This window comes from Kitasatospora sp. NPDC050463 (genome assembly GCF_040655255.1).
In the GTDB taxonomy this organism is placed as follows: Bacteria; Actinomycetota; Actinomycetes; order Streptomycetales; family Streptomycetaceae; genus Kitasatospora.
In genome coordinates this window covers 1-22,906 of the sequence record NZ_JBFAJO010000068.1, presented here as the reverse complement: position 1 = coordinate 22,906, position 22,906 = coordinate 1, and the positions used below count along the sequence as shown (strand labels likewise).

At 71.3% G+C, this 22,906-nt stretch carries 22 protein-coding genes and 2 pseudogenes; 7 read left to right on the top strand and 17 right to left on the bottom strand.

Translation table 11 applies throughout. The features are described from left to right. Window positions 1-258 precede the first annotated feature (258 nt). The 9 genes and pseudogenes from AB0J08_RS31885 to AB0J08_RS31845 form a co-directional block, all read right to left on the bottom strand. Window positions 259-492, bottom strand: coding sequence for a hypothetical protein (locus AB0J08_RS31885; RefSeq protein ID WP_360641360.1), 234 nt, complete (start codon window positions 490-492; stop codon window positions 259-261). A 29-nt stretch (window positions 493-521) separates the two neighbouring features. Further along, window positions 522-695, bottom strand: a pseudogene (locus AB0J08_RS31880) (NUDIX domain-containing protein); the annotation flags it as partial. Between the two features lie 272 nt (window positions 696-967). Continuing rightward, the gene (locus AB0J08_RS31875) at window positions 968-2,941 is read right to left on the bottom strand and encodes an ABC transporter ATP-binding protein (RefSeq protein WP_360641333.1); all 1,974 of its coding nucleotides are present in this window, start codon (window positions 2,939-2,941) and stop codon (window positions 968-970) included. 157 nt (window positions 2,942-3,098) lie between these two features. Beyond that, window positions 3,099-4,529, bottom strand: coding sequence for an NUDIX domain-containing protein (locus tag AB0J08_RS31870; RefSeq protein ID WP_360641332.1), 1,431 nt, complete (start codon window positions 4,527-4,529; stop codon window positions 3,099-3,101). Window positions 4,530-5,044: 515 nt separating this feature from the next. Next, a pseudogene (locus tag AB0J08_RS31865) lies at window positions 5,045-5,416 on the bottom strand (cytochrome P450); the annotation flags it as partial. 29 nt (window positions 5,417-5,445) lie between these two features. Beyond that, the gene (locus tag AB0J08_RS31860) at window positions 5,446-6,045 is read right to left on the bottom strand and encodes an ATP/GTP-binding protein (protein ID WP_360641331.1); all 600 of its coding nucleotides are present in this window, start codon (window positions 6,043-6,045) and stop codon (window positions 5,446-5,448) included. Then, window positions 6,020-6,364 (bottom strand): DUF742 domain-containing protein, encoded by a 345-nt coding sequence (locus tag AB0J08_RS31855; RefSeq protein ID WP_360641330.1) that lies wholly within the window; start codon window positions 6,362-6,364, stop codon window positions 6,020-6,022. The genes AB0J08_RS31860 and AB0J08_RS31855 overlap by 26 nt, the downstream gene beginning before the upstream one ends. After that, window positions 6,361-6,786: a roadblock/LC7 domain-containing protein gene (locus AB0J08_RS31850; RefSeq protein WP_360641329.1), complete on the bottom strand. Its 426-nt coding sequence runs from the start codon at window positions 6,784-6,786 to the stop codon at window positions 6,361-6,363. The genes AB0J08_RS31855 and AB0J08_RS31850 overlap by 4 nt, the downstream gene beginning before the upstream one ends. Next, window positions 6,783-8,093: a hypothetical protein gene (locus AB0J08_RS31845; RefSeq protein WP_360641328.1), complete on the bottom strand. Its 1,311-nt coding sequence runs from the start codon at window positions 8,091-8,093 to the stop codon at window positions 6,783-6,785. Before AB0J08_RS31845 ends, AB0J08_RS31850 begins: the two co-directional genes overlap by 4 nt. 797 nt (window positions 8,094-8,890) lie before the next feature. Here AB0J08_RS31845 and AB0J08_RS31840 point away from each other — a divergent pair. Together AB0J08_RS31840 and AB0J08_RS31835 are read left to right on the top strand one after the other, a co-directional pair. After that, window positions 8,891-9,946 (top strand): Tat pathway signal protein, encoded by a 1,056-nt coding sequence (locus AB0J08_RS31840; protein ID WP_360641327.1) that lies wholly within the window; start codon window positions 8,891-8,893, stop codon window positions 9,944-9,946. A gap of 78 nt (window positions 9,947-10,024) precedes the next feature. Continuing rightward, window positions 10,025-10,513 carry an SAM-dependent methyltransferase gene (locus AB0J08_RS31835; RefSeq protein ID WP_360641326.1) on the top strand — a complete coding sequence of 163 codons (489 nt, stop codon included), beginning with the start codon at window positions 10,025-10,027 and terminating at the stop codon, window positions 10,511-10,513. Window positions 10,514-11,006: 493 nt separating this feature from the next. Here the strand turns inward: AB0J08_RS31835 and AB0J08_RS31830 are convergent, their stop codons facing one another. Continuing rightward, a complete protein-coding gene (locus AB0J08_RS31830) occupies window positions 11,007-11,546 on the bottom strand; it encodes an ATP-binding protein (RefSeq protein ID WP_360641325.1) in 540 nt (179 codons plus the stop codon). Window positions 11,547-11,632: 86 nt separating this feature from the next. After that, a complete protein-coding gene (locus AB0J08_RS31825; RefSeq protein ID WP_360641324.1) occupies window positions 11,633-11,968 on the bottom strand; it encodes a hypothetical protein in 336 nt (111 codons plus the stop codon). Window positions 11,969-12,340: 372 nt separating this feature from the next. Between AB0J08_RS31825 and AB0J08_RS31820 the strand changes: the two genes are divergently transcribed. Together AB0J08_RS31820 and AB0J08_RS31815 are read left to right on the top strand one after the other, a co-directional pair. After that, a complete protein-coding gene (locus tag AB0J08_RS31820; RefSeq protein ID WP_360641323.1) occupies window positions 12,341-13,546 on the top strand; it encodes a helix-turn-helix transcriptional regulator in 1,206 nt (401 codons plus the stop codon). Window positions 13,547-13,580: 34 nt separating this feature from the next. After that, window positions 13,581-14,213, top strand: coding sequence for an HAD-IA family hydrolase (locus tag AB0J08_RS31815; protein WP_360641322.1), 633 nt, complete (start codon window positions 13,581-13,583; stop codon window positions 14,211-14,213). A gap of 167 nt (window positions 14,214-14,380) precedes the next feature. On the opposite strand, the gene AB0J08_RS31810 is transcribed toward AB0J08_RS31815, so the two are convergent. Further along, complete coding sequence (locus AB0J08_RS31810) at window positions 14,381-15,703, bottom strand: M14 family zinc carboxypeptidase (protein ID WP_360641321.1); 1,323 nt, start codon at window positions 15,701-15,703, stop codon at window positions 14,381-14,383. Window positions 15,704-16,091: 388 nt separating this feature from the next. Between AB0J08_RS31810 and AB0J08_RS31805 the strand changes: the two genes are divergently transcribed. Then, complete coding sequence (locus tag AB0J08_RS31805; protein ID WP_360641320.1) at window positions 16,092-17,219, top strand: ThiF family adenylyltransferase; 1,128 nt, start codon at window positions 16,092-16,094, stop codon at window positions 17,217-17,219. Next, window positions 17,216-18,406 carry a cupin domain-containing protein gene (locus tag AB0J08_RS31800; RefSeq protein WP_360641319.1) on the top strand — a complete coding sequence of 397 codons (1,191 nt, stop codon included), beginning with the start codon at window positions 17,216-17,218 and terminating at the stop codon, window positions 18,404-18,406. Before AB0J08_RS31805 ends, AB0J08_RS31800 begins: the two co-directional genes overlap by 4 nt. A 16-nt stretch (window positions 18,407-18,422) precedes the next feature. On the opposite strand, the gene AB0J08_RS31795 is transcribed toward AB0J08_RS31800, so the two are convergent. The 5 genes from AB0J08_RS31795 to AB0J08_RS31775 all read right to left on the bottom strand — a co-directional run bounded on the left by AB0J08_RS31795 (window position 18,423) and on the right by AB0J08_RS31775 (window position 21,621). Next, window positions 18,423-18,818 (bottom strand): ASCH domain-containing protein, encoded by a 396-nt coding sequence (locus tag AB0J08_RS31795; RefSeq protein ID WP_360641318.1) that lies wholly within the window; start codon window positions 18,816-18,818, stop codon window positions 18,423-18,425. A gap of 111 nt (window positions 18,819-18,929) precedes the next feature. Beyond that, window positions 18,930-19,457: an NUDIX hydrolase gene (locus tag AB0J08_RS31790; protein ID WP_360641317.1), complete on the bottom strand. Its 528-nt coding sequence runs from the start codon at window positions 19,455-19,457 to the stop codon at window positions 18,930-18,932. A gap of 24 nt (window positions 19,458-19,481) precedes the next feature. Continuing rightward, window positions 19,482-19,976 carry a hypothetical protein gene (locus tag AB0J08_RS31785; RefSeq protein ID WP_360641316.1) on the bottom strand — a complete coding sequence of 165 codons (495 nt, stop codon included), beginning with the start codon at window positions 19,974-19,976 and terminating at the stop codon, window positions 19,482-19,484. Beyond that, complete coding sequence (locus tag AB0J08_RS31780; protein WP_360641315.1) at window positions 19,898-20,872, bottom strand: hypothetical protein; 975 nt, start codon at window positions 20,870-20,872, stop codon at window positions 19,898-19,900. Before AB0J08_RS31780 ends, AB0J08_RS31785 begins: the two co-directional genes overlap by 79 nt. Window positions 20,873-21,414: 542 nt before the next feature. After that, window positions 21,415-21,621 carry a hypothetical protein gene (locus tag AB0J08_RS31775; protein ID WP_360641314.1) on the bottom strand — a complete coding sequence of 69 codons (207 nt, stop codon included), beginning with the start codon at window positions 21,619-21,621 and terminating at the stop codon, window positions 21,415-21,417. A gap of 258 nt (window positions 21,622-21,879) precedes the next feature. On the opposite strand from AB0J08_RS31775, the gene AB0J08_RS31770 reads away from it, so the two are divergent. Next, window positions 21,880-22,785: an aminoglycoside phosphotransferase family protein gene (locus tag AB0J08_RS31770; protein ID WP_360641313.1), complete on the top strand. Its 906-nt coding sequence runs from the start codon at window positions 21,880-21,882 to the stop codon at window positions 22,783-22,785. Window positions 22,786-22,906: the final 121 nt, after the last annotated feature.

Genomic DNA, 22,906 nt, shown 5'->3' with positions numbered 1-22,906 from the left:
GCTGGTGGCGTCGAGGCTGGCCAGGCAGGTGTGCACTCCCGGGTGAGGCCGTCGGCCGGTTCCTCGTTCTCGAGCATGCCGCCGGGCAGGTCCCAGCCTGGCTTGTACACGGGGTCGACGATCAGCATCCGGCCCCCTGGCCGTCTCGGATCGGCGCGTCCGCGCACGCGGCCGGCGCGGCGTGGGCGGCCAGGTAGGTCACCGGGTCGGGAACGGCTCGGCGGTGTCGGTCACGGATCTCCCGGTTGAGTTGGGCGGTCAGCAGACGACGTACGCGGGGGCGCCGGTGCGGAGCACGGCGAGGACGGCGAGTGTCAGATCGCGGGCGTGCGGGTCGGCCAGTTGCTTCAGCCCGGCCTCGGAGACGGTGACGACTTCGTCGTGCTCATGCGGGTTGAGGTGGATCTCGGCGAGCTGCGCCGGGGTGAGGGCGCCGCCGGAGAACACGAATCCGACTTTGGTCGGCCAGCCGGCGCGGGGCTGCTCGACCACCGTGGCCAGCAGCGGCAGCAGGTCGGGGCGGGGTCCAGGCGGATACCGGTCTCCTCCCAGGTCTCGCGCACCGCCGCGTGAAGCGGGGTGGGGTCGGTGAACTCGACGTCCCCGCCCGGGTACTGGAGTCCCTTCACCGGGCTGGTTGAGCGCAGGAGCACGGCCTCGCCGATGGTGGTGGTGAAGAAGAGTGCGCCCCACATCGGCGCGGCGAGGATGCCTGCGAGGTAGTTGGGCAGGGGCTGGTAGCCGGGGTAGGGCTTGGCTTGGGCGGCGTGGCGGGTGATCAGGTCTCGCTCATGGTCGGCGAGGTGGTCGGGCAGCCCGGCGGCGTCCGAGGGAAGGGCTTGGCGCGGGCTGCGCGGCGGGTGGTGCACGGGGCGCTTCCTCTCCTGGAGCGGCATGGGCTCGGTGGGGCTTCGGTCAGCAGCCCGATTCGGTGTGCGGCTGGGCTGATCGGGGCGTGTCGGCGACGTCAGGCGGTGTGCCCTGTTTCGGCGCCGGTGCGGTAGGCGGCGGCCTGGGTCTCGAACATGGCCGCGTAGATGCCGCCAAGGGCCATGAGTTCGTGGTGGGTGCCGGATTCCGCGATGCGGCCCTCGTCGAAGACGAGGACGAGGTCGCAGGCGACGGCGGGGCCCAGGCGGTGGGAGACGAGGACGGTGATGGTGTCCGGGCCGGCGTAGTCGTCCAGGACGGCCTGGAAGAGCTGGTGCTCGGCGAGGGGATCCATGCTGGCGGTCGGCTCGTCCATGATCAACACGGGGGCGTTCTGGTAGAGGCCGCGGGCGCACGCGATCTTGCTCCAGTTGCCGTCGGACAGCTCCGCGCCGCCCTCGAACTGCGGGCTCAGGATGGTCATCCAGCCGTGATCGAGTCCTTCGATCACCCGGTCGGCGCCGGAGGCGCGTACTGCGCGCAGCGCACGTTCCGGCTCGGCAGAGTTGATGGTGCCCGCTCCGATGGTGACGTTGGCCAGGGCGGTGAGAGGCCAGTGGCCGGGGTCCTGGAGCACGAGGGCGACCCGGCCCTGGACGCTCTCGCTGTCGTAGTCGTCCACGGGCGTGCCGTCCCAGTGCACGCTGCCGGAGGAGGGCTCGTACAGCCCGGCCAGGATGCGGCTCATCGTCGACTTTCCCGACCCGTTGCGCCCCACGAAGGCGACCTTCTGCCCGGCCCGCAGGGTGAAGCTCACACCGTGCAGGGCCTGCCTGCCCTGCGGGTAGGAGAACGCGACGTCGGTGACGGTGATCTCCTTGACCGCGGTTGGGGCCGGACGCCCGGTCCTACGCGGCAGCCGGCCGCGGCAGGCCTCCTGGAAGTCCGCCAGGTCCCGCACCCACAGGCTGTTCTCGAACACCTGGTGAGCCGCGATGACGACACGCAGCAGGGCGCTCTGGCTGGCCTGGATGGCGAAGTACGCGCCGCCGCCGGCCGCGAGCGGCAGCCAGCCGGCGCCCAGCATCCACGCCAGCACCGCATAGGTGGCGAACAGGCCGACCCCGCCGAGCGTCCGCCCGACCAGGGCGGTGCGGGCCTGCTCGGTGCCCAGGGCGACTTCCTCGTCGCTGATCCGGGTCGCGAGTACCTCGTGCTCGGCCAGCAGCGCACCCTGAGCGGTGGAGGTTCGCAGCTCGGCTGCGGTGTCCCGCTCGTACAGCACCCACGAGAAGTGCAGGATGCGGCGGCGCAGGCTGCTCTGACGCACCGCCGAGAGGTAGCCCTTACGCACCGAGGTGACCGACGCAGCTCCCTTGGGCAGCACCGCGGCCAGCAGCAGGACGAGCAGAAGCGGGTGCAGTACCCCCAGCACCCCGGCGGCGCCGGCCAGGGCGAGCAGCGCCGAGACGAGTTCGATCGTCTTGCCGACCGACTCCTTGGCGAAGTACAGGCCCCGGTCGTAGGCGCGCCGTACGTCGTCGGCCCAGCCTGGGTCGTCCACCACGTCCAGGCACACGTGGCTGGTCAGGGCCAGCAGTTGCGCCTCGAGTTCCTGGCGAACCCGGGGTCCGAGGCGGGCCTGCCAGTGCGCGATGCCGGTGTCCATCAGCCCGCGTACCAGCAGCAGGCCGGCCACCACCGCCAGGGCCGGCAGTGCCGCGCGGATCCGCGTGCCGCTCGCCCCGTCGGCGAAGACCCGTTGCAGGACGTTGACGGACGCGAGGAGGCCCGCCGAGGCGAGCGCTGCGGAGACCAGCTGGAGCACGGCGACGAGCACGGCCGCGTGCGGGTCGGCCCGCCAGGCCGTGACCCACACCTGGCGCACGATCGCCGGCAGGCTTCGAAGGATGGTCAGCAGCCCCGTGCGGGACGCCTGCCCTTCGAAGGTCTCCCAGTACCCCTGGCTGACGTGCCCCGTGAGGTCCCCGTTCTCGGGCGCGGACCCAGCGGAGGCCGGCGGCGGCGGCAGCACGCTGCGCGGGGCGGGGACGGTGGTGCGGTCGGTCATCTGCACTCCGATGCGTGGTAGGAAGTCGGCCGGTCGTGGTCCACGAGGGTTCAGGGCGTCGGCAGCCCCCAGCTCGACCCCGGGGCGCCGACCACCTGGTGGGCGGCGCCGGTGAGCTCCGGCCGCTCCTCGGCCGGGCTGCCGGCTGCGGGCGTACTCACTCCCAGCCCAGCTCGGTGTAGGCGCGGCTGGCTTGGATGCCGGCGATCGCGGCCCGGGTGTACGGGACGAGCTGCTCGGGCAGGTCGTCCGGGTGCCACCACTTCCAGGCCGTGCACCGGTCGGGCTCGCGCAGCTCGGGCGTGCCCTTCCAGGAGCGGACCCGGAAGAACAGGCCGAGCCTGGGCTGGGAACCGGGTGCGTCGACGAGGTGGACGGCGTGCGCGAACTCGACGTCGGCGGGGTCGATGACCAGGCCGGCTTCCTCCATCGCCTCGCGGACCAGGCACGCGACGGCCGACTCCTGCTCGCAGTGGCCGGCCAGGAGGTGCCAGGTGTCCGGGGCGTAGGCCGCGTCCGGGTGGCGCAGCCCGAGCAGGATCCGGCCCTGGTCGTCCTCCAGGTAGAGGTGGACTCCGACGACGTTGAGCACAGCCTGACTGCCGGGCACCTTCGCCGGCCGGCTTGCGGGCGGATGCTCGGCGGCGTGACGGTGCACCAGCTCGATCGTGGAGGGGCGCAGCAGCAGCCGGTGCAGCATGTCCGGGGTGAACCAGTGCAGCAGGACGCCTTCGCGCAGGTCCGCCGTGTCGGGGTCGCCGCTCCAGCGGGCGGTGTAGATCTGGATCGGTACGCACAGGGCGTCCACCCCGGTGGCACGCTCCACCGCGAAGGGCTGAAGGTCGGTCAGGGTCAGGCCGGGGGCCTCTTCGGCGAGTTCGCGCAGTAGGGTGTCCGTCAGCGTGGCGTCCTGCGGCTCGCGGCCGCCGCCCAGCAGGGACCACTCGCCCGGTGCCCAGATCCGGCCCGGGTAGTAGTCGCGCAGGTGGAGCAGATAGCGGCCGTCGTGGTGGATGAGGACGGAGGCGTTCACCGGCTCCGCCTGGCCGGTGAACGCGGCGGCGGCCAGCTTGGCGCGCAGCGAGGGTGAGGCGACGCGGTCCAGGGGGCGCCACTCGGCGCCGGTGAACGCCTTGGGCTGGAGCGCGACGTCGGCCGCGTCGGGCAGGTGGCAGAAGGCGAAGCGGAAGTCGAAGTGCTGGCGCGCGCCGCCCTTGGCCGGTTTGGGGTCGATGTCGACCGGGGTGGTGAGGGCCTGCGGGGTCAGGCACAGGGCGCCCGGCGGGATGCCGACTTTCTCGTGGACCTCGCGCAGCGCCGTCGCGAGCAGGGTCTCATCGCCGTCCTCGACGTGGCCGCCCGGGCAGGTGACCAGGCCGGTGACCTTGTTATGGATGTGCAGGACGGTCTGGTCGGGGCGGATGACGACGGCGCTGCAGGTGACGTGGGCGGACAGCGTGGCTCGGCTCGTGGGTGCCGGGCCGGTGTCCAGCAGGTCCAGCAGCGGCGTCAGGGCGGCGCGTTCGCCGGGGTGGTGCTGGAGGTACGTCTGGACGAGGTCGTGGATCTGGGTGCGGGCGGGGGGCACGGCGAAACCTCTCTCGGTGCGGGGGCGTCGGCGAGCGGCCGGCCGCTCGGGGCGGCTGCGTGTTCTCTGCGGCTGGCCGATCAGCCGCAGCGGTTCGCCGCGGCCGGGCGGTGTCGCGCACCCCCGTTCATCACGATTGGTATCTAATCAAGTTCAATGAGTGACGATGCCAGGGGGCACTGACAGTCGGCTCGGTCGCGGTCCGGCTCCCCCGCCCGGGGGGATACCGGCCGCTCCGCTCGGCCTGCTGGCTCGGGGACGCCCCGCCCGCGGCCTCCTCCCCCGGTGTCGCTTCAGGCCACCCCGCCCGTGGCTCCGGCCGGGCGGTGCCCGCCGCCGCCAGAGGGTGGCGCAGCGTCAGGTAGTGGGCAACCGGCGTCCTTGGGCGTGGCCGGGCGGACGGGGGTCGATGTCATCGGGGAGCCTCCCTCAAGGCGGTCTGGCAGCAGGCGGATCGGGCGGGTCAGCTCAGGGTCGGCCTGTCCGTGTCGCACGAGGCCGGTGGTCAGGCCAGCGGCCGCCCGCTGGACCGTGGCGCGCAGCTGGTGGAGATCGACGGCGTCCAGGGCGGCGCGGTTCGCGGAGCGATAGCGCTCGTGGGTCGCTCCGCTGTTGCGCAGCGCGTTGGGGCGCCATCCGGTCATCGGCAGGATCGGGCAGTCGGCGGGGACGGTGCTCTGCCAGGCACGCGGGTCGGCCGGGAAGCGGACCGGGTCGTGGAGGATCTGCAAAGCGGTGTAGTAGCCGATCACCAGGGTCGCCGGGACGCCCGGGTGCAGTTCGACCGGGACCAGGGCACCGAAGTGCTGCCGCATCCAGGTGTAGGCGGCGTGCGGGTCGGCGGCGAACTCCTCCGTGTAGAGGGGTACGGGTGCCTGGTCGGCCAGGTATCCGGACGGCTGGTACGGGGCGGTGGTCACTGCGGGGCTCCCGACGGCTGGGAAAGGTGGGCGACGAGCGTGATCAGGGCGTGGACCGAGGACGGCATGTCGCGGGCGTCGCAGCGGATCAACGGAGTGGCGGGCGCCAGGTCCAGGGCTTCCCGGATCTCCGGGGGCGGGTGGTGCGGGGCGTCGTCGAACTCGTTCACGGCGACCGCGTAGGGCAGGCCTCGGGCCTCGACCGCCGACAGGATGCCGAAGGAGGCGTCCAGGCGGCGGGTGTCGACCAGGACGAGGGCGCCGAGCGCGCCGCGGGAGAGGTCGTCCCACACGGGCGCGAATCGCTCCTGGCCGGGTGTGCCGAACAGGTACAGCGCGGTGCTGCCGAAGGTGCGGCGCCCGAAGTCCATGGCGACAGTGGTGGCCTTCTTGGCGGGCAGGCCGGCGAGGTCGTCGACGCCGATGCTCACGCGGGTGATCGGTTCCTCGGTGCGCAGCGGCGGGATCTCTGAGACGCTGCCCACCAGGGTGGTCTTCCCTGCGCCGAAGTGCCCGGCCACGAGGATCTTGACGGACCGGATGACGGTGGCGGGCAGGCGCGAATGAGGGTCAGACGATGAGGTTGCGGAGTCCACGGAGCACCTCCTCGAGTACGTCGGTGGCGGGAGCGTTGTGGGGGGCCGGAGCGGCGAGGCAGCCGAGGTCCATGAGATCGGCGGTGAGGATCTTGGCGACGGAGGGCGGAAGCTCCAGGTGTGCGGCGACCTCGGCGACCGACAGCGCTCCGCGAGTACCGAGCAGCGCCATGATCTGACGCTGCTCGGGCCCGAGGTTCGGATGGTGGCCGCCGGCCGCGACGACGAGGGACGCGAGGTCGATCCAACGGGAGGCGCTCAGGCGCCCGCCGGCCTTCACGTACGCGCGTACCAGGCCCGTGTCCCGCCCCGCGGTCATGGCCGGGCGCCGCCCTCGGTGCGGACCTGGGTGGACAGTTGCCCTCCCAAGCGTGCCGACAGGTCCGCCATCCGATGGCTGACCAGGCCCACGTCGACATGCCGCTCAGTGGCCACCGCGAGAAGGGTGTTCTGCCCTGCGGCGCCAACGAAGACCCATCCCTGGTCGAACTCCTGGGCGCACTGGCGCAGCGCGTTGGTGTCGTCCCCGCAGAAGGGGGCCAGGGTGCGAGCGGTGGACTGGATGCCGCAGACGGCCGCGGCGACCTTGTCCGCGTCGTCCCTGGAGATGTCTCCGGCGTAGGCGGTCAGCAGGCCGTCGGCTGAGGCGACGACGGCGTGCCGCACCCCGGTGAGGGCTGCGACATCGCGCAGCATCCAGTCGATGGGGGGCTGGTCGGGGCTGTGGGCAGCGGGGTTCATCGCGTCTCTTCCCTGGGGGTTGTCGAATTGGGGTCGCGCCTGACGCTGAATGCCCAGGCGGTGATGGGGGCCGCGGTCGGCGGCGAAGTGCTCAATGCACTGGCCGGCCCCGGCCCCGCGGCCGCGTCGTGGCGTACGCGCCGGGGCAGGCCGCCGGCTGTGGCGGCGGGCACGGGCCGGGGCCCGCTCTGACCCGCAGGCTCCGGCTTCGGCAGGGGCTGGACCCCGGTTTCTGGCGCTACTGCGGGCACCGCGAGGAGGTGATGGGGGATGAACAGGAGTCCTCGGGTGCCGCCGTAGGCGTTCGGGGCCTCCACGGCAACGCTGAAGCCGTACCGGGCGGCGAGCACGGCAATCGAGGGAAACCCGATGGCCGGGGTCGGGCCCAGGCGGTGGACATCCACCCGCTGGTGCCCGGACAGCACCGCGTTGGCCTGCGCCAGCTGCTCGGGGTTCATCCGCAGACCGGCGTCGTCGACGACAACGGCGACTCCGTGGTGACCGGTCAGGAAGCCGATTTCCACCACGGAACCGGGCGGCGAGTATCGCAGCGCGTTATCCAGCAGCGTGGCGATCGAGTGGACGACCGGCTCGACGGCTCGCCCGGCCAATTCGTACGGCAGTTCCTGGTGACGTACCCGGTCGAATTCGCGGACCCGACCGAGGGCGCCGCGTACCACGTCGGTCAGCGACTGGGCCGGCCAGCGTTTGCCCGGAACCCCGCCGTGCACTACCAGGAACGCCTGCCCTTGACGGAGGACCTGCTGAACGGCGTGGTCGATGCCACTGAGCGTCGCGTACACCTCGTCGCTGGAATGGCGCCGCATGGCCTCGCCGATCAGCAGGCTCACGTCGGAGACGAGACTGACCACGCTCGTGGCCACCGAGGTGACCGCCGCGGCCGTAGCCTCCCGGCCATGCGCGTCGGCGGCCAGGCCGCTCTCGTACTCGACGCTGCGCAACGCCTTGGTGAATTCCTCGAGAAGCACGCGAAGGCCTTCATGGAAGGCGGTGCCCTCCAGCCCGGCAGGAATCGCCAGGCCAGGCCTTGCGGCGGCTTCGACCGATGCCAGCAAGGACGGCATCAGTGCCACGGCCAGCTCTTCGACGGTCCGGTCCCGGTCGGCGACGCTCTGGTCAAGGTCGGCGATAGTCCGGTCCCGGTCGGCGATGGTCCGGTCCCGGTCGGCGATGGTCCGGTCCCGGTCGGCCACACGACGCCTCAAACTGCGCCCCCGCACGGCAGCCAGGCAGAACCCGGCCGTCGAAGCGCCGCTCAGGGCGACAGGCAGCAGGAGACCTGTCATGACCGCTGTCCGATGCCCGGCGCGGAAACGGGGGCCGAGAAGGCGCGCCGTGGGGGTGAGATGGTCGCTCGCATGTGTCGGGTCCTTCTGGGGCAGTCGGCTCGGGAGGCGGGCGGTCGCAGGAACGGGGCCGTACGGCGGTAGGCGGCGGGTCTCGGTCGGGTACGCGTGGACGCAGGCGGGATGAGCGCCGGGGCGCCGACGGCTGACCCGGCTCTTCCGGGGAGCCCGGTCGGAAGATCGCCGGGGGCGCCACGGTGCTCTCGCTGTTGGACGATGGCGGCAGGCGTTGATGTGTGGCTCACCCCGTCGCGGATTCTCGGCGAAACCGCCCGTGGGCTGCGTCGTTGGGCTCTATCGTCATGACGTTGAGCGAACCGCTTGTCACCGCTCGCGGGAACCCCGAAGCGGACACGGATGCCGTTAACGCCGTTAAAGATCGTTTCGAGGGCAGGGAGCGCATCGTGGCGCCGACCCGCAACACCCGGCTCGAGGCTGTGGTCAGGGAACTGGGCTGGCCCCAGGACCGCTTGGCCTCCCACCTGAGGCGAGTGGCGGCGGAGCAGGGCGATACCGAGCTCCTGGCGGTCACCCGCTCTCACATCGCACAGTGGCTGCGCGGGGTACGGCCCTCGGGCCGCGCCCCGGCTATCTTGTGCGAGACGCTGTCCCGGGGCCTGGGACGCGCGGTCACCCTGTCGCAGATCGGCCTCGGCCCGGCTGACGACGAGAATCACAGGGTGCTCGGATGGGATCTTGACACACTCTCCGCTCTGGCGGATCACGGGGGCAGCGAGATGATGAACCGTCGGGACCTGCTGGGCAGCTCCCTCTACTCGGCCCTCGGGGCCGCGCTCCCGTCCGAGCAGTGGTGGGACCAGCGGCTGCGGCTCGCCCGCGAGCGCCCACCGCTGTCCACGCTCGCTGTCTCCCGCGTTCACATCGATGCGCTGCGGGAGGCGACGACCTGGTTCTCCAACCGCGACCAGCGCCTCGGCGGTCGGGCCGGACGCGCCGCGCTGGCCGCCTACCTGCGCACCGACGTCGCCGACTACCTGGCCGGACGCTGCCCCGACGAGCAGACCCGCCGCGACCTCGTGTCCGCAGCCGGTGAGGCCGTCTACGTGGCGGGCTGGATGGACTTCGACTCGGGCGCGCACGGTCGCGCCCAAGCCAACTTCCGTCTCGCCCTGACGCTGGCCGCCGAGGCCGGCGACGGCGCGCTGGCCGGCCACGTCCTGCGCGCCGCGGCCCACCAGGCGGTCGATCTCGGACACCCCGGTCGGGCCTTGGAGTACGCCGAAGCCTCCATGATCGGATCCCGTTACGGCGCAGCGAGCCACCGGGAGAAGGCCCTCTTCGGTGTCGTGCACGCCCGCGCCCTGGCCGCCGCCGGCCGCACGCGCGACGCGCTGGCCGCCCTGCTGCGCGCCGAGGAGGACCTGCGCGGAGCCGGCACCCCGGCCAGCGGCCAGGAGCCGACCCGCGTGCAGTTCTTCACCGAAGGCAGCCTCGCCCACGAAGCCGCCTGCACCCTGAGGGACCTCGACGACCTGCCGGGCGCCGAAGCGGAGTTCGAACGCAGCGTCCGCACCCGACCCGCGCACCTCGTCCGCACCCACGCCGTCACCCTCGGATACCTGGGCGATGTCCAGGCCCGCCGTGGCCACGTCGACGCGGCCTGCGACACCTGGCACCGGGCGCTCGATGCAATGGCCGGCATCCAGTCCGGCCGCACCCACGACACCGTGACCCGGATGCGCAGCGCCCTGGCCCCGATCCGGACCCGCGGTAAGGGCCCTGCCGCCGGCCTGGACCAGCGTGCCCGCGAATTCCTCCAGGCCGTAGGCTGACCGCGCCGGCCCGCCGCACACCTCTCGTGCCGTGCCGCCGGTAGGCGCCATACCGATCAGGGGAGACAGGAATCCGCCATGCCAGAACCGATCTTGGTTACGCCGGTCGCAGTCGTCGTCGGTGGCCACAGCGAGCCGGCCGACGACTACCAGGGCGGCGTCCAGTCCGTGATCCGCCTCAACCCCGACTACCCTCTCGACGCGGTGCAGGGCCTCGAGGAGTTCAGCCACCTGACCGTCACCTGGCACTTCCACCTCGGGTCGCCCGACGACGTCGAACTCCACGCTCGCAGCCCTCGCGGCAACCCCCGCTGGCCGGCGACGGGGACGTTCGCGCACAGGAACCACAGGAGGCCAAACCGCCTCGCGGTGTCCTACCCGCGCCTGCTTGGCGTCGACGGCCTGGACCTGCACGTCACGGACCTCGACGCCGTCGACGGAACGCCGATCATCGACCTCGGGCCGTACTTCCAAGCCATGGGCCCGCGCGGACAGGTCACCGAACCAGCGTGGCCCGGTGAGATGCTCGCCAACTACTGGACCGACGCTACCGAACGCCCGAAGTGAGACCGATCCGCCGAGACACTCCGCCGACCTGCCGGAGCGTCGACGCGTCGCGCAGCACAGGCGCACTCCCGCAGCGCGGTGGTGCCACCAGATGAACACCGCAGCCGGTGCCACCGGCACGGTGAGGTAGGTCTCGGCCGCCCCGTGGCCGTGCCGGGTGAGTAGGTCCTCCTTGCGCTGGACCTCCAAAGCGGGCCGGACCAGCTTATCCCTCACCTCGCTGTCGTGGGTGGCCACGCTCCACCCGCCCACTGTCGCCGCAAGCGCCGGCTCGATCGCGGTGCGCCGCGGTGCATCGGGCGCCCCAATGACTCGCGCGCCTGGGGGTTTGGGCACGCACACCACGGCCGAGGTATTCGGTTTGTAGCTCGGCAGGGCCCCGCGCAGCCACGGGAGCAGTCGGGGGAGCTGGTCGGGGCCGGTCCCGACCGTCGGGGTCGCTCTGGTCATCGTCTTCCCAGGAAAGTCGGGTGATCGAGGGCGTACCGCGGGATCAGTCCGCGATGGGGACGAATAAGGCGCTGCACAACGCGGCGTCGGAGACTGCGGGCAGGGTCCAGAAGGCACAGACCTGCTTCCCGCCGTCAGGGGTGGGCACAACGATCCACTCGTCGCAGAAGGCGTCTACCAGGAGCAGACCGCGCCCGTGAGTCGCTTCGCTATCCGGCGCGCGTGGCACCGGCCTTCCGGGGTGCGGGTCGGACACTCCGACCGCGAGGACTTCGCGAGCGAGTTCGACTCGGACAAGGACCGAGAAATCGACAGATGGCCCGGAGTTGTGGCGGATCGAGTTGGTGACCAGTTCGCTCACCACCAGCGGCACGTCCTGCACGACACTGGCATCCAGTGCCCAGAGCGCCACGGTGTCCCTGGCGAATCTCCGTGCTTCGGCCACCGACTCGTCGAGCGCGGCCAGGACGAGCTCACGCCGGAGTCTGGGAGAGCGCAGTTCTGAGCGGCCACCGACGGTTGGGGCGCCGGTCGGCAGGGAGCCCGCAAGTCTGACTCCCGCTGCGTGTTCGAGCGCGTTCATGTCTCTCCCGACGTGATGATTGCCTTGGGTGCTGGTAGGTCCTGGAGCTTGTCCACCGCATGTCAGCGCGGTCGCCTCCGTTCCGCCTAGGCGGAACGGAGGCGACCGCCAGGCGTGTCCAGTGCGGCGGTCGCCAGGAACGCGCCACGGTCCGCGACGAGCGCGGCGAGTTGCTCCCAGGAGTCGCCTGTGGCGGCCACCATCGACCGGGTCCAGGTCACAATGCCGCTGGCAGACCCGCTGGACAGGGCTGCCGTTATCCTGTTCCAGCCCGTCCGCTGGTCGAGCGGCTGTTCTGGCGACCGGTCGCCTTCGCATACGACGACGTCCCACTCGCGCGCCTCGGCATATCGGCGGCAGTGTTCGGCCAGGGTCCTGGCAAGGGTGGTGTCGTTGGTGACCACGTAGAGGGCGACAGACACTCGGCAAGCAGGCAGGTGCGGGGGTTCCCGAAGCATGCAACAACTGTTGCTGACGCGCCGAAGCAGTGGAACGGACGGGGCGTGGGACTTCCAGGGTCCAGAGCAGACCAAATGCGCATGGAGCGTAAGCTTTTGCGCGGCGCTTGCCCTCTTGCGACCTGATTTCGCCCGCCGGGATGCGCAAGGGCCACTTCGAGGCCCAAGATATGACGTGCAGTCATGTGGTTGGCCCGGACTGCCCGCAGGAACCGACTCGCTCTATCCGGTCGTGATCTCGACCGGACGGACGAGGTTTGCATCCTTATGAAGACCGCAAGGCCAGGAAGCCGGCGGCAGCCAGGGGCCTGTATAACCGAGTAAGGGAGTGCGGACATGGCGCAGTGGCTGGAGTTCAGCACGGGCGAGCGCATCAAGATGCTGCGCGGTAAGTCCGTCACCCAAGCCCAGCTGGCTGAGCGGAGCGGGTTGTCCTTCTCGACAATCCAGAAAGCCGAGCAGGGTGGCAACGTGTCGCTGCCCACACTGCTAAGGATCTCCGAGGCGCTCCACACGGAGGTCGCGGTGGTCCTGGGTCACCAGGCGCCTCGGCGGGGGATGTCGACCGACGAGCGAGCGATGCTGCGCGACCTCTCCCGCAGCGTCCACGACATCGCCTCCGGGATTCTGCTGGACCCGGCAGAGGACATCGCGCCCGGGCCGGCCGATCTGGCGGAAGCCGCCTCACGCATGTGGCGCGTCTACTGGCGCGGCTCCTATGCCGACGCCGGCGTCCTGGTCGGACCGCTGCTGCGCTCTGCCGCCCTGTACTCCCGGGAGGCGCCGGTCGGCCAGGAGGCTGCCGCCGCGGCGCTGCTGTCCGACGCGTACCGCGCCGCCGGGCTCATCGCGAACTTCCTCGGATCCCGGGACCTCGCCTACGCCTCGGTCGGTCATGCGATCCGGTACGCGGACCTCGCCGGCGACCCGGTCCGCCGGGCCATGCTCGGCTCAGCCCGCGCTCGTGTTCTTCTCCGCGACGGCCGGGTGAAGCAGGCTCTCGCTGAGGCGGAGGGCGCAGCAGCGGCAGCCGAGCCGAGCTATTCCGAGCAGGGGTCGAGCCGGCTCGCGGCTTACGGAAAGAACATCACGTTCGCAGCAGTCGCAGCCTCAAGGCTCGGCGACACCTCACGAGCCACGGACCTCCTGTCCCAGGCCCACGCCGTTGCCGCCCGGCTGGGTACTGATGTCTTTATCAACGGGCTGCAGTTCGGGCCCTCGTATGCCGGCGCGCAGGCCGTGGGAGTGAACGTCTCGCTCGGCAACGCCGGCAGGGCCCTGGACCTCGTCCACCGCTTCCATCCGTCAGGCCTGACGCAGGCCGCCCACAATCGGATGATGCTCGACGTCGCCCTCGCCCAATGCGACGCACGTCAGTGGGACAGCTCATTGGACACACTTCAAGAGGTCTGTGAGGCCCACCCGGACTGGGCACGCCACCAAGCCATCCCTAGTGTCATCATCCAGAGGGCTGGGCAGGCCAGCACCAGCCGGATTCGTAAGTTGTCGGCGATTCTCGGTATGTCGTCGGCCACCCACTGACCGTCAGCCTCGAACATCAGCAAGGAGCGTCCAGGTGCCCTACCGCGGTTTGATACTCGACTTCGCGGGAGTGATGACCACACCGATCGGCAGGTCATCACAGGCCTGGTGCACCAGGGCGGGACTCCCCGCCGACGCCTGGCGCAGCACGCTGGAGGACGACCCGGTGGGTCGTGCCCTGTATGTCGAGCTTGAGCTCGGCCGCATGACTCAGCAGGCCTGGAACACTGGGACCGCGGCGATCCTCGGCGTCGACGCCGAAAATCTCATGGGCCGGGTCCACGCCCAGGTCCAGGCCGTGCCGTCCATGCTGGAGGTTGCCCGGCACGCCCGGCTCAGCGGGATATCAGTGGCGCTGCTGTCCAACTCCTATGGCTTCGAGCCCTACGATCCCTACCTGGCAACCGGCGTATGGGATCTCTTCGACATCCACGTCCTCAGCGGCCACGAGGGCATCGCCAAGCCCGACCCCGCGATCTACACCCTTACCCTTGAGCGCCTCGGTCTGAGCGCGAACGAGTGCCTGTTCGTGGACGACCACGCGAGGAACCTGCCACCGGCCCAGTCGCTCGGGATCGCCACCCTCCACGCCACCGGGAGCGATGAGACCGCCCGGGCCATCGCGGAACGGCTCTCTCTCACGATTCCGGCTGCCCTGCCCAGGTAGCACCGACCAAGGCGGCCTGCACCGAGGGCCCAAAGTCCTACGCAGCGTGGGCATTTGCGTCGTGCGAGTCGAGGAAGGCGCACGCACCGTCGGTTCAGTGCTCGTGTGGAATCCGCGACGCTGTACCTATGGTCAATCAATCGCGAACACCACCTGAGCGGCATGAATCAGGTGAGCCGCGCGGCAGTCGCGAGGGCCGTGTGCGCCTGCAATCCGACCAGGTCCACCAGAGGGTACGGCGTCAACTCCAGCTCGCGCTGCACCTCACCCGCCCACGACGACAGCAGCCTTCTTGCTTCGGCCAGTTGGGTGGTTACCGCCCTCTCAGCGGTGGCCGGTGGCTGGTGCTCGAACTCGCGTACCAGCATCCCCGCGGCCCTCAGGGAAAGTTGGACCCGGGTGAAGGCCACATCGGCGGCTTCCTCATTGCTCACAGGGTGGCCCGTTGCGGCGCGCTGGAGCAGCGACTGGCCCAGCGTGGCGGCCACCGCGAAGGTGTCGGCCAGCCCCCGCCCGAAGGACGTCCTCTTCGGGCTGCCAGCGAGCTGGTGCAAGGCGGCGAGTTGGTCCAGCGCGGAGCCCAGCTGCTCGGCCTCCGCGCGCAGTACAGCCGGGCGCCCGCCGGGGACCGTTGTGCCGACCCGCCATCGGGGCACCTCGGGCATCACGGTGAGCGTGCCGTAGCGCTCGGCGTAGTGGCCGCAGTGCGATCCGTGGCTGGGCCGGTCGCCGTCCTGGTCGCGGATTATCAGCTGGTCGGCCGGTGGCATCACGAAGGCGGCCGGCCCGGAGCGGTGCCAGCCCCGGGTGTCGGTCGGCATGGCGCCACCTGCCAGCCCGTACAGGCTCGCGGCAGCTGACAGCTCCACGGCCAGGTCCGGCTCGTCGCGGCTGAGGATGAAGAACGCCGCCCCGAAGTCCGAATTGTGCAGTGACACGGTGACCGCCGGCCGTAGCTCGTCCACCACGGCGGCCAGTGCATCGGTTTCAGGAAGGGAGAAGCGGAACACCTCGCCCCCGAAGGCGATCGGGAAGGTCCATTCCGGCTGCTCGGCGAGTGCGGGCCGGAAGAAATAGCGGTGCTGCAGCGCCAGGTCGAGCTCGGAGCTCGTCCAGGCGGAATTCAGTGCTGCCCCGTCCGGGTCGACGCACGGCAGAAAGTGCCAGGAAGCGCCTCTCCTCAACTCCGGCCGCTCCACCAGGAGGGTCGAGAGGAACGTGATTGTGGCGTACCCGACCGGCTCGTTCGGGTGGGGTCCGCCGACAACCAGGACCGAACGCTCGCCCTGCCCGATCGACAGCAGGTCCAGGGCCCGACCCTGCCGGGAACTACCGACCCGGCGCAGGTGGCACAGGCCCGGGTTCTGGGCGGCCAGATGCGCGAGGTGTCGACCGACGGTCTCGACCGAGGGGATGCGGCCGCCGGGCGGATGAGCCGCCAGACCCTGCTTCACGAGGTGCTGCACGGCAACGGAGTAGTTTTCGGACACGCCTGAATAGTCCTTTCATCGACGGTAAAGCCGTTTCCCGATCACCTTTCGGGAACCGGCCGGACCGCACATTAGCGTGCAATCAATCTGCCCGTAAAGCCAATCAAGATAACGACAGGAAGGTGCTTGCCAATTCGACTGGATGACTGCTTCGATAGGGCCCAGGAATTCACATACGAAAGGAGTCCGCCATGGACGCCCAGAACATCGCCGTCACCGCCGTCGACCCGGAAGAGGAGGCCGAGGCCGACATCCGCCTGCTCGACGAGGACGAGACCCCCGGTCTGTCCAACGTCTCCGGCTGACCCAGCGGTACGCACTACGGCGGGCCCGGCGTTATTGACGCCGGGCCCGTCCCGTGTCCGGATCCGACCAGCGAAGGCATCCCATGGAGCTACCCCGCGTCCGCGCCGAGCACGCCCCCTACCGGACCGCATCCGGGTCCGTCCGCATGGGCGGGGGCATCACCGGCATCGCCGCCGAGCTGAGCGACCCGACCGGCTGGCGCTGGCTGCTCCTCACGCTACTGGACGGCACCCGCACTGCGAAGCAGGTCGCCGCCGAAGTCCGCGCCGTCCATCCCGGGCGCACGGCCGGTGAGGTGTTCCGGGAGATCACCGCGCTCGCCGCGGACGGCCGGCTCGAGGACGCGGCCGCTACGCCACCCGCAGGCATCAGCCCGGCCGAGGTGGAGCGCTACCGCAGGCCGGTCGAGTACTGGTCCTGGGTCGACCGGACCGACCGCGCCCCCTGGACCGTGCAACTGGCCCTGAGCCGGGCCGCGGTGACGGTCGTCGGCGTCGGCGGGGCCGGGAGTACCGCTGCACTCGTCCTGGCCGCCGCCGGTGTCGGGCGCCTGCACCTGGTCGACCCCGACTCGGTCGAGACCTCGAACCTCTCCCGCCAGACGCTGTTCAGCGCCGGCGACGTCGGACGGCTCAAGGTCGAGGTGGCCGCTGAGCACCTGCGCGGCCAGAACCCCCACATCACCGTCACGCCCGCCACCGACCACGTCACCACCCACGGCCAGTTCACCGCCCTCTTCAAGGCCTGCGACGTCCTGGTCCTGTGCGCTGACTCACCGCTCGGGCTCCGCCAGACGGTCAACCACGCCGCCCTGGCCACCGGTCGGCCGTGGGTGGACGGCGGCTACACCGGCCCGGTCACCAGCACCGCCCTCTACCGGCCCGGCCACGGGCCCTGCTGGCAGTGCCTGCGCACCCAGGAAGCCCGCACTCACGACCTCGGCGTCACCAGCCCCGGCGACATCCTCAAGGCCCTGCCGAAGGCGATCGGACACCCCGTCACCGCGATCACCGCCACGCTGTCCGGCACCCACGCCGCGCACGCGGCCGTCAGCCACATCACCGGCACCACCCCGCTCACCCCGGGCACCGTCTACACCCACAACCTGGTCACCCCCGGCCGAACCCGGACCATCACCTATCCCCGGGACCCGGCCTGCCCCGGATGCGCCACCCCCGCCCCGACCACCCTCGCCGGAGAAAGCCAGTGACCACACAGCCCACCACCACTCAGCCGCCGACCCCCGAGCCCCCGTTCGAGTGGCTGCACCGCATCCTCGAGTCGGTCGACGCCGACCGCGCCGTCCCGCACCACCTGCCCGGCGCCGTCCAGCAACCCGAGCACCTGCTCTCCTGGGGTGACCTCGACGCCATCCTCACCCACCACCACCTCGACCCGCCCCAGCTCCAACTCGCCCGCGACGGCGCCCTCCTGCCCCAGAGCGACTACAGCAGCCCTGTCACGCTGCGCCCCGGCACCACCCGCCACCAGATCCAGCCGACCAAGCTCGACACCCACCTCACCGAAGGCGCCTCCCTCTTCCTGGACTCCATCGACCACCTCCACCCACCCACCCGCGACCTCGCCGCCACCCTCGAAGCCTGGCTGCGCACCCGTGTGCTCATCACCGCGTACGCCTCCCGAACCCCCACCCAGGCCTTCAACCGGCACTTCGACGACCACGCGGTCCTCGTCATCCAGGCCGCCGGCACCAAGTACTGGACCCTCCACGCGCCCACCGTCGCCTGGCCCACCCGCGCAGTCCACGCCCCGCCCCCCGAAGGCCCGCCCGCCGCGGAGCTCACCCTCCAGGCCGGCGACGTCCTCTACCTCCCCCGCGGCTGGTGGCACGAAGTCGCCGCCACCAACGGCCCCTCTCTCCACCTCACCTGCGCCCTCACCCCCCACACCACCACCGACCTCCTCACCTGGCTCGCCTCCGCCCCCGACCTCGGCATGCTCCGCGGGGACCTGCCCACCGACAGCAGCGCCACCACCGCCACCGCGCTCGCCGCCCTGGCGGGCTTGATCGCCTCCGCCCTGCGCGACCCGGCCATCCTCGACCGCTACCACGCCGCCCAGGATCGCACCGCACCCATCCGCCCCGTCACCGCACTCCCCTCCCACGTCGACCCCGCCCAGGCGCGGCCGGAGCTGCGGGTCCGCCTGCTGCTGCCCCGCGCCCGCCTGGAGACCGCCGACCAAGTACTACGCCTCCACGGAGGCGGCCGCACCTGGGAGCTATCCACCTCCCTGCGACCGTTGATCGCCACGCTGCTTCACCACCCGGTGACCACCCTGGGCCACCTCGCCGCCGAGTGCGAGATCCCGGTAGGTAAGGCCGCCGCCATGCTCCCCGGCCTGGTCCAGCACGGCCTCGTCTCCGCCTCGGGGTGATCACCGGTGATGCGGGTCAACCCGCGCCCTCGCGCCGGCTACCCTCCGGTCTGCCGGCGCGCGGACTGTCGGCGGGCGGGCGAGCCAGCTGCACGAGGGCGACCTCAATGGCGATCACGCCCAGGGCTTCCCGTTCCGGCGGGTAGATCTCCCTGAGCAGTGCCAGTTGCCGAGCCGCGTCGAGTTCGGGATGGATGCGATCTTGGTTCTCGGCAGCGAGCAGGGCGGGGAAGTCGGTGTAGACGCTGGCCCGGACGACCTGCACGAGCGTGCTGCTGGCCGTCCCGTCGGCGGGAGTGAACTCGATCAGGTCGCCGGCCTGTACGGCACGGCGTTTGGCGTCGGCGACCCGGATCTCGAGCGTCTTGGCCCCGGAGACCATCAGTGGGATCAGGTGGGGGAGCAGCGACATCCGGTGTGTGGTGGGCACGGGCCTTCCCCTGGTCCTGTGTCGGTGCGCTGTGCTGTGCTGTGGGCTGGTTGTGCCGAGGTCGGCGCGGTGCGCGTAGGCGCGGTGGTCCGTTCAGAGCAGGCCGAGGTGGTCCAGCCCGCGGTAGGCCAGCTCGACATCGGTCATCAACCCGTCGCGGACGACCTGCCGGAACTCCTCGAGCGTGAACAGTTCGACGTCGACGAACTCCATCTCGTCGAGGTCCTGGTCGGCGACGCGCACGCAGTTGCGGGCGACGAACGCCCAGCGCCGGGCTGTCGAGCCGGCGTCGTCCCAGCAGGATCCCGCGAGCTCGAGGTCGCCCTTGTAGCCGGTCTCCTCCAGGAGCTCACGCCCGGCGGCGGTGGCGGGGTCCTCGCCCGGTTCGATGAAACCACCGGGCAGTTCGAGGAGGATCGCGTCCGGGCCGGGCCGGTACTGCCGGGCGATGATCACCTTGTTGTCGGGCGTCAGGGCGAGCACCGCGGCGGCCGACGGTTCGTTGCGCAGGAGCTTGTCCCTGCTGGTGCCGTCCGGCAGCCGGTAAGTGACCTTGTCGAGGGTCCTGCCCATTACCTGGAACACGGTGCTGCGGCCGGTCTCGGTCCAGCGGTCGGTCATGGTGCCTTCTCTCTTGGGCTGGGGTTATGCGGCGCGGTGGAGGGCCGGCCGGCCTTCCCTCAGGAAGGCGCGTACGCGGGGGTCCTTCTCCCAGGGCTCCAGGCCCCGGGCGAACTGGCGCAGGTAGTCCCGGGCGCGGGACGACTCGACGCTGCCGAGGATCCCCAGTGGCCGCCGGCCGACCGCCAGCCCCTGGTCGAGGTCCCGGTGCTGCAGGTGCGCGCTCGCGGTGACCGCGAGCCGGATTCCGGTGGCCCGCGTGTACCGGCCGGAGGGCATCGCGTCCGCCTCCGCGCTCCAGGCGAGCGCGGAGCGCGGGTTCACCAGGTCCAGATGGCTCTCGGTCGCGTCCGAAGCGAGCCTGGCTCGGGTGTAGTAGTCCAACCACTGCGGATGACGGCCGTCGTCGCGTACGGCTGCCAGCAGGTCCTCGGCCCGGCTCAGGGCACGGGCCGCAGCCGGGCCGTTGCCGGCCTTCGCATGGGCCCTGGCCTCGGCCAGCTTGGCGAACGACAACACGCGCGGCGACGCGATGTCCTTCGCCCGGTTGTGGGCCCCTCGGCCATGTCCACCGCCTCGGTGGCGGCACCCTTGATCAGGGCGGCGAGTGCCATCGTGGTGAGCACGTAGCAGCCGATCTCCACGTCCCCACCGGCCTTCGCCATCCGCAGGGCCTGGACGAACTGGCGCTGCGCCACGCCGTGGCGGCCCATGTCGAAGGCGGACCAGCCGACCAGGCGGGCGAGCTCGGCGGTCACCGCGAACAGCTGGCGGCCGACGTCCTCGGTGTAGGAGCCGTGCAGCAGCGGCGACGCGCGCCGGTCGAGGCAGTCGTTGGTGGAGGACAGCTTCCAGTTCCCGCCGCCGTACTTGGCGTCCCAGCGGCGGGCCTCCTCGGCCGTCTCGCGGAGCTCGTCGATGTCGCCCTGGCCGACCCTGCGGCCGCCGTGCTCGGACCGGTGCCGGTCGGCCGGCTCACTGAGCCATCGGATGGTGGGGGTGGTGAACGCGGAGACGGCGAAGCCGGCGGATCCGGTCACCAGGGTGCGGCGGTTCAAGGTGCTCCAGTACTCGGTGGCGGCGCGAACCGCGTCGCCGGTGTCCCGGGGGAAGGTGAGCCCGGTATCAGCATGCGCCGCTGCGGGGGCTGTCATTCCGATGTCGGCGAGACTCACGCGGCGCCCGAGCCGCTCGGTGAACAGTCGGGCGAGCAGCGCGGGAGCGGGGGCCTCGGGGACCATCCCGCGTGCGATCCAGTTGGAAAGACTGGTGTTCGTGTAGCTGCGGGACTGTCCGGCCTGCTCACAGAGCCGGTTGAGGCTGGGCGCCAGCGAGTTCTTGGACGCCCTGGACTCCTCGAAGACCCGGGCCAGGGCATCGTTGGGCAGCCTGTGCCGCCGGCCGGCCTGCGTCACCCGCACACCTCCTTCGAGTGATCACCTTCAGTGATGAAACGTTGACGCGGTGTTCGATCCTAGGGCGCCGGCCTGTCTGCCGGAACGAAGCCGGTGCGTGATGTGTGAGCCCCCCGTGTGAGCATCCCTCCCCCCGCCGGGACCCGGTTCCCTACTCGTAGCGCAAGCCCGCCCCGCCGACCGGCAGGACGGACCAGCAGTCGGTTCAGGTCGACGTCCCACACTCGTTGACGTGCTGCGCACTACGGATTGGGAGGGATGGACATGCCGGGGTCGACCCGATGCCCGGGCACGCGGGCACGCCATGTGTCAGCGGATGCCTTGGGCCTGGGTAGTGAAGGGCACGGAGACGGTGCGCCTGATGCGGACGGGATCGCCTCTCGGCGCATGGGCGGCGACGGCTCCGCCCGGGGCCCGCGGTTGAACTCCGACCATAGGCGGTTGTGCGTGTGGGGAAGTGTGCTCCGTTCCTCGGGCTCAGGCGCACCGGCTCGGCCGGGTTCCGTGCGGAGGCCGTCGGTGCGTTCGTGGGCTGCCGGAGCTCACGCGGTTGCCAGTCGCGACAGCAGCGCGGGGACACCGTGGACCCGCGCGTACGGCTTGAAGGCCGGAGCGAGTTCCTTGGCCTGTGCGACGCAGCGCTGAGCGCCGATCCGGGTCGCCGTCTCCACCGCAGCAGTCGTGGTGTGCAGCGCCTGCTCGACGTCGCGGGTGCCCAGCAGTCCGCGGGCCTGGGAGAGCTGAAACACGGCCTTCGTCCCCGGCCCCCGGGTCGGCCGCGACGCGTACATCACCCTGACCTCGGCGCAGTTCGCCGTCTGGTACGCGGGCGGCTACCGCAGCCCCGCCGCCGCACTCGCCGGCGTGCACGGGGACCGCCCGGCACTGACACGCCTGCTGGCCGCCACCGCCGAACGCGAGCCCTGGCTCGCCGACTACTTCTGACCCCTCGGCGGCCAGAACCCTGCCCGCCCCCCGCACCCACCACCACTCGGAGACTCACCACCATGACGCTCACCACGCCCGACAAGCCGTTCCCGCCCGAGCTGCGCGACTGGGTCGCCGGCCACCTGCCCGGCCTGAGCTCGAGCGAGGACCGCTCCTGGCCGCGCAGCACCTCCCGCGTGTGGCACGTCCGCACGAAGGACGGGGAGCGCGACGCCTACGTGAAGATCAGCCCCAGCACCGGCGAGTTCGAGCGCGAGGTCGCCGGGTATGCCTACGCCGCCGCGCACCTGGACGACACCCAGGCGCCGCGCCTGCTGGCCGCCGCCCCGGACCTGCTGGCGATCCTCATCTCGCCGCTGCCCGGCCGCGTCGTGCGCGACCTGCCCCTGGCGACCAGCACCGAACTGTCCCTCTACGAGGACGCCGGACGCCTGCTGCGCTGCTGGCACGACGCCTCCGCGCCCGGCACCGAAGCTGACCGGGCCGCGGTGCGCTCCGACCTGGAGGACCAGGCCCAGGAAGCCGCCGACTGCCTGGAGCCCCTCGCCCCGCGCCTGGCCGACGACCGCCTCGCCCTGGTCGAGGCCGCGTCGACCGATCTGGCCGGCCTGGCCGAGCAGCTGCCGCTGGTCTACCGGCACGGCGACTACGAGACCCGGAACTGGCTGTACGACCAGGACACCGGTCGGCATGGCCTGATCGACTTCTCCACGGCCGCGCACGGCGTCGCCGCTGCCGAGTTTGTGTGGCTGTTCGGCGCCGTCTGGCCGAACCGGCCGGACCTGCGCGACGCGTACTTCACCGGCTATGGCCGCCTGCTGACGGGTGACGAGGACCGGCTGCTGCAGCTGCTGACCGTCCGCCTCGGCGCGTCCTACCTGCGCACCGGCCTGACCAAGCAGCGCGAGGACCTCATCAAGCGCGGCCACCTCGTCCTCGACCGGATGGCCGCCCATCAGCCATAGCCCACGCCCGTGGGGGGGGCCGCGCCCCCCCCCGCTGTTACTCCGCGGGGGGGTGGGCTGGGGACCCCCGCGAGTAGGTTTTTTTCGTAGTCCCAGGAACTGTGGCGCCCCCCCCCGCGCA

Excerpts from the sequence above, each read along its gene's own strand:
- AB0J08_RS31790 (WP_360641317.1), bottom strand. The coding sequence starts at position 19,457 with ATGACCGACCGCTGGACCGAGACCGGCCGCAGCACCGTGTTCCAGGTA.
- AB0J08_RS31845 (WP_360641328.1), bottom strand. The coding sequence starts at position 8,093 with ATGACAGGTCTCCTGCTGCCTGTCGCCCTGAGCGGCGCTTCGACGGCC.
- AB0J08_RS31855 (WP_360641330.1), bottom strand. The coding sequence starts at position 6,364 with ATGACCGCGGGGCGGGACACGGGCCTGGTACGCGCGTACGTGAAGGCC.
- AB0J08_RS31840 (WP_360641327.1), top strand. The coding sequence starts at position 8,891 with ATGATGAACCGTCGGGACCTGCTGGGCAGCTCCCTCTACTCGGCCCTC.
- AB0J08_RS31795 (WP_360641318.1), bottom strand. The coding sequence starts at position 18,818 with ATGTCGCTGCTCCCCCACCTGATCCCACTGATGGTCTCCGGGGCCAAG.
- AB0J08_RS31850 (WP_360641329.1), bottom strand. The coding sequence starts at position 6,786 with ATGAACCCCGCTGCCCACAGCCCCGACCAGCCCCCCATCGACTGGATG.
- AB0J08_RS31805 (WP_360641320.1), top strand. The coding sequence starts at position 16,092 with ATGGAGCTACCCCGCGTCCGCGCCGAGCACGCCCCCTACCGGACCGCA.
- AB0J08_RS31875 (WP_360641333.1), bottom strand. The coding sequence starts at position 2,941 with ATGACCGACCGCACCACCGTCCCCGCCCCGCGCAGCGTGCTGCCGCCG.
- AB0J08_RS31830 (WP_360641325.1), bottom strand. The coding sequence starts at position 11,546 with ATGAACGCGCTCGAACACGCAGCGGGAGTCAGACTTGCGGGCTCCCTG.
- AB0J08_RS31820 (WP_360641323.1), top strand. The coding sequence starts at position 12,341 with ATGGCGCAGTGGCTGGAGTTCAGCACGGGCGAGCGCATCAAGATGCTG.
- AB0J08_RS31770 (WP_360641313.1), top strand. The coding sequence starts at position 21,880 with ATGACGCTCACCACGCCCGACAAGCCGTTCCCGCCCGAGCTGCGCGAC.
- AB0J08_RS31835 (WP_360641326.1), top strand. The coding sequence starts at position 10,025 with ATGCCAGAACCGATCTTGGTTACGCCGGTCGCAGTCGTCGTCGGTGGC.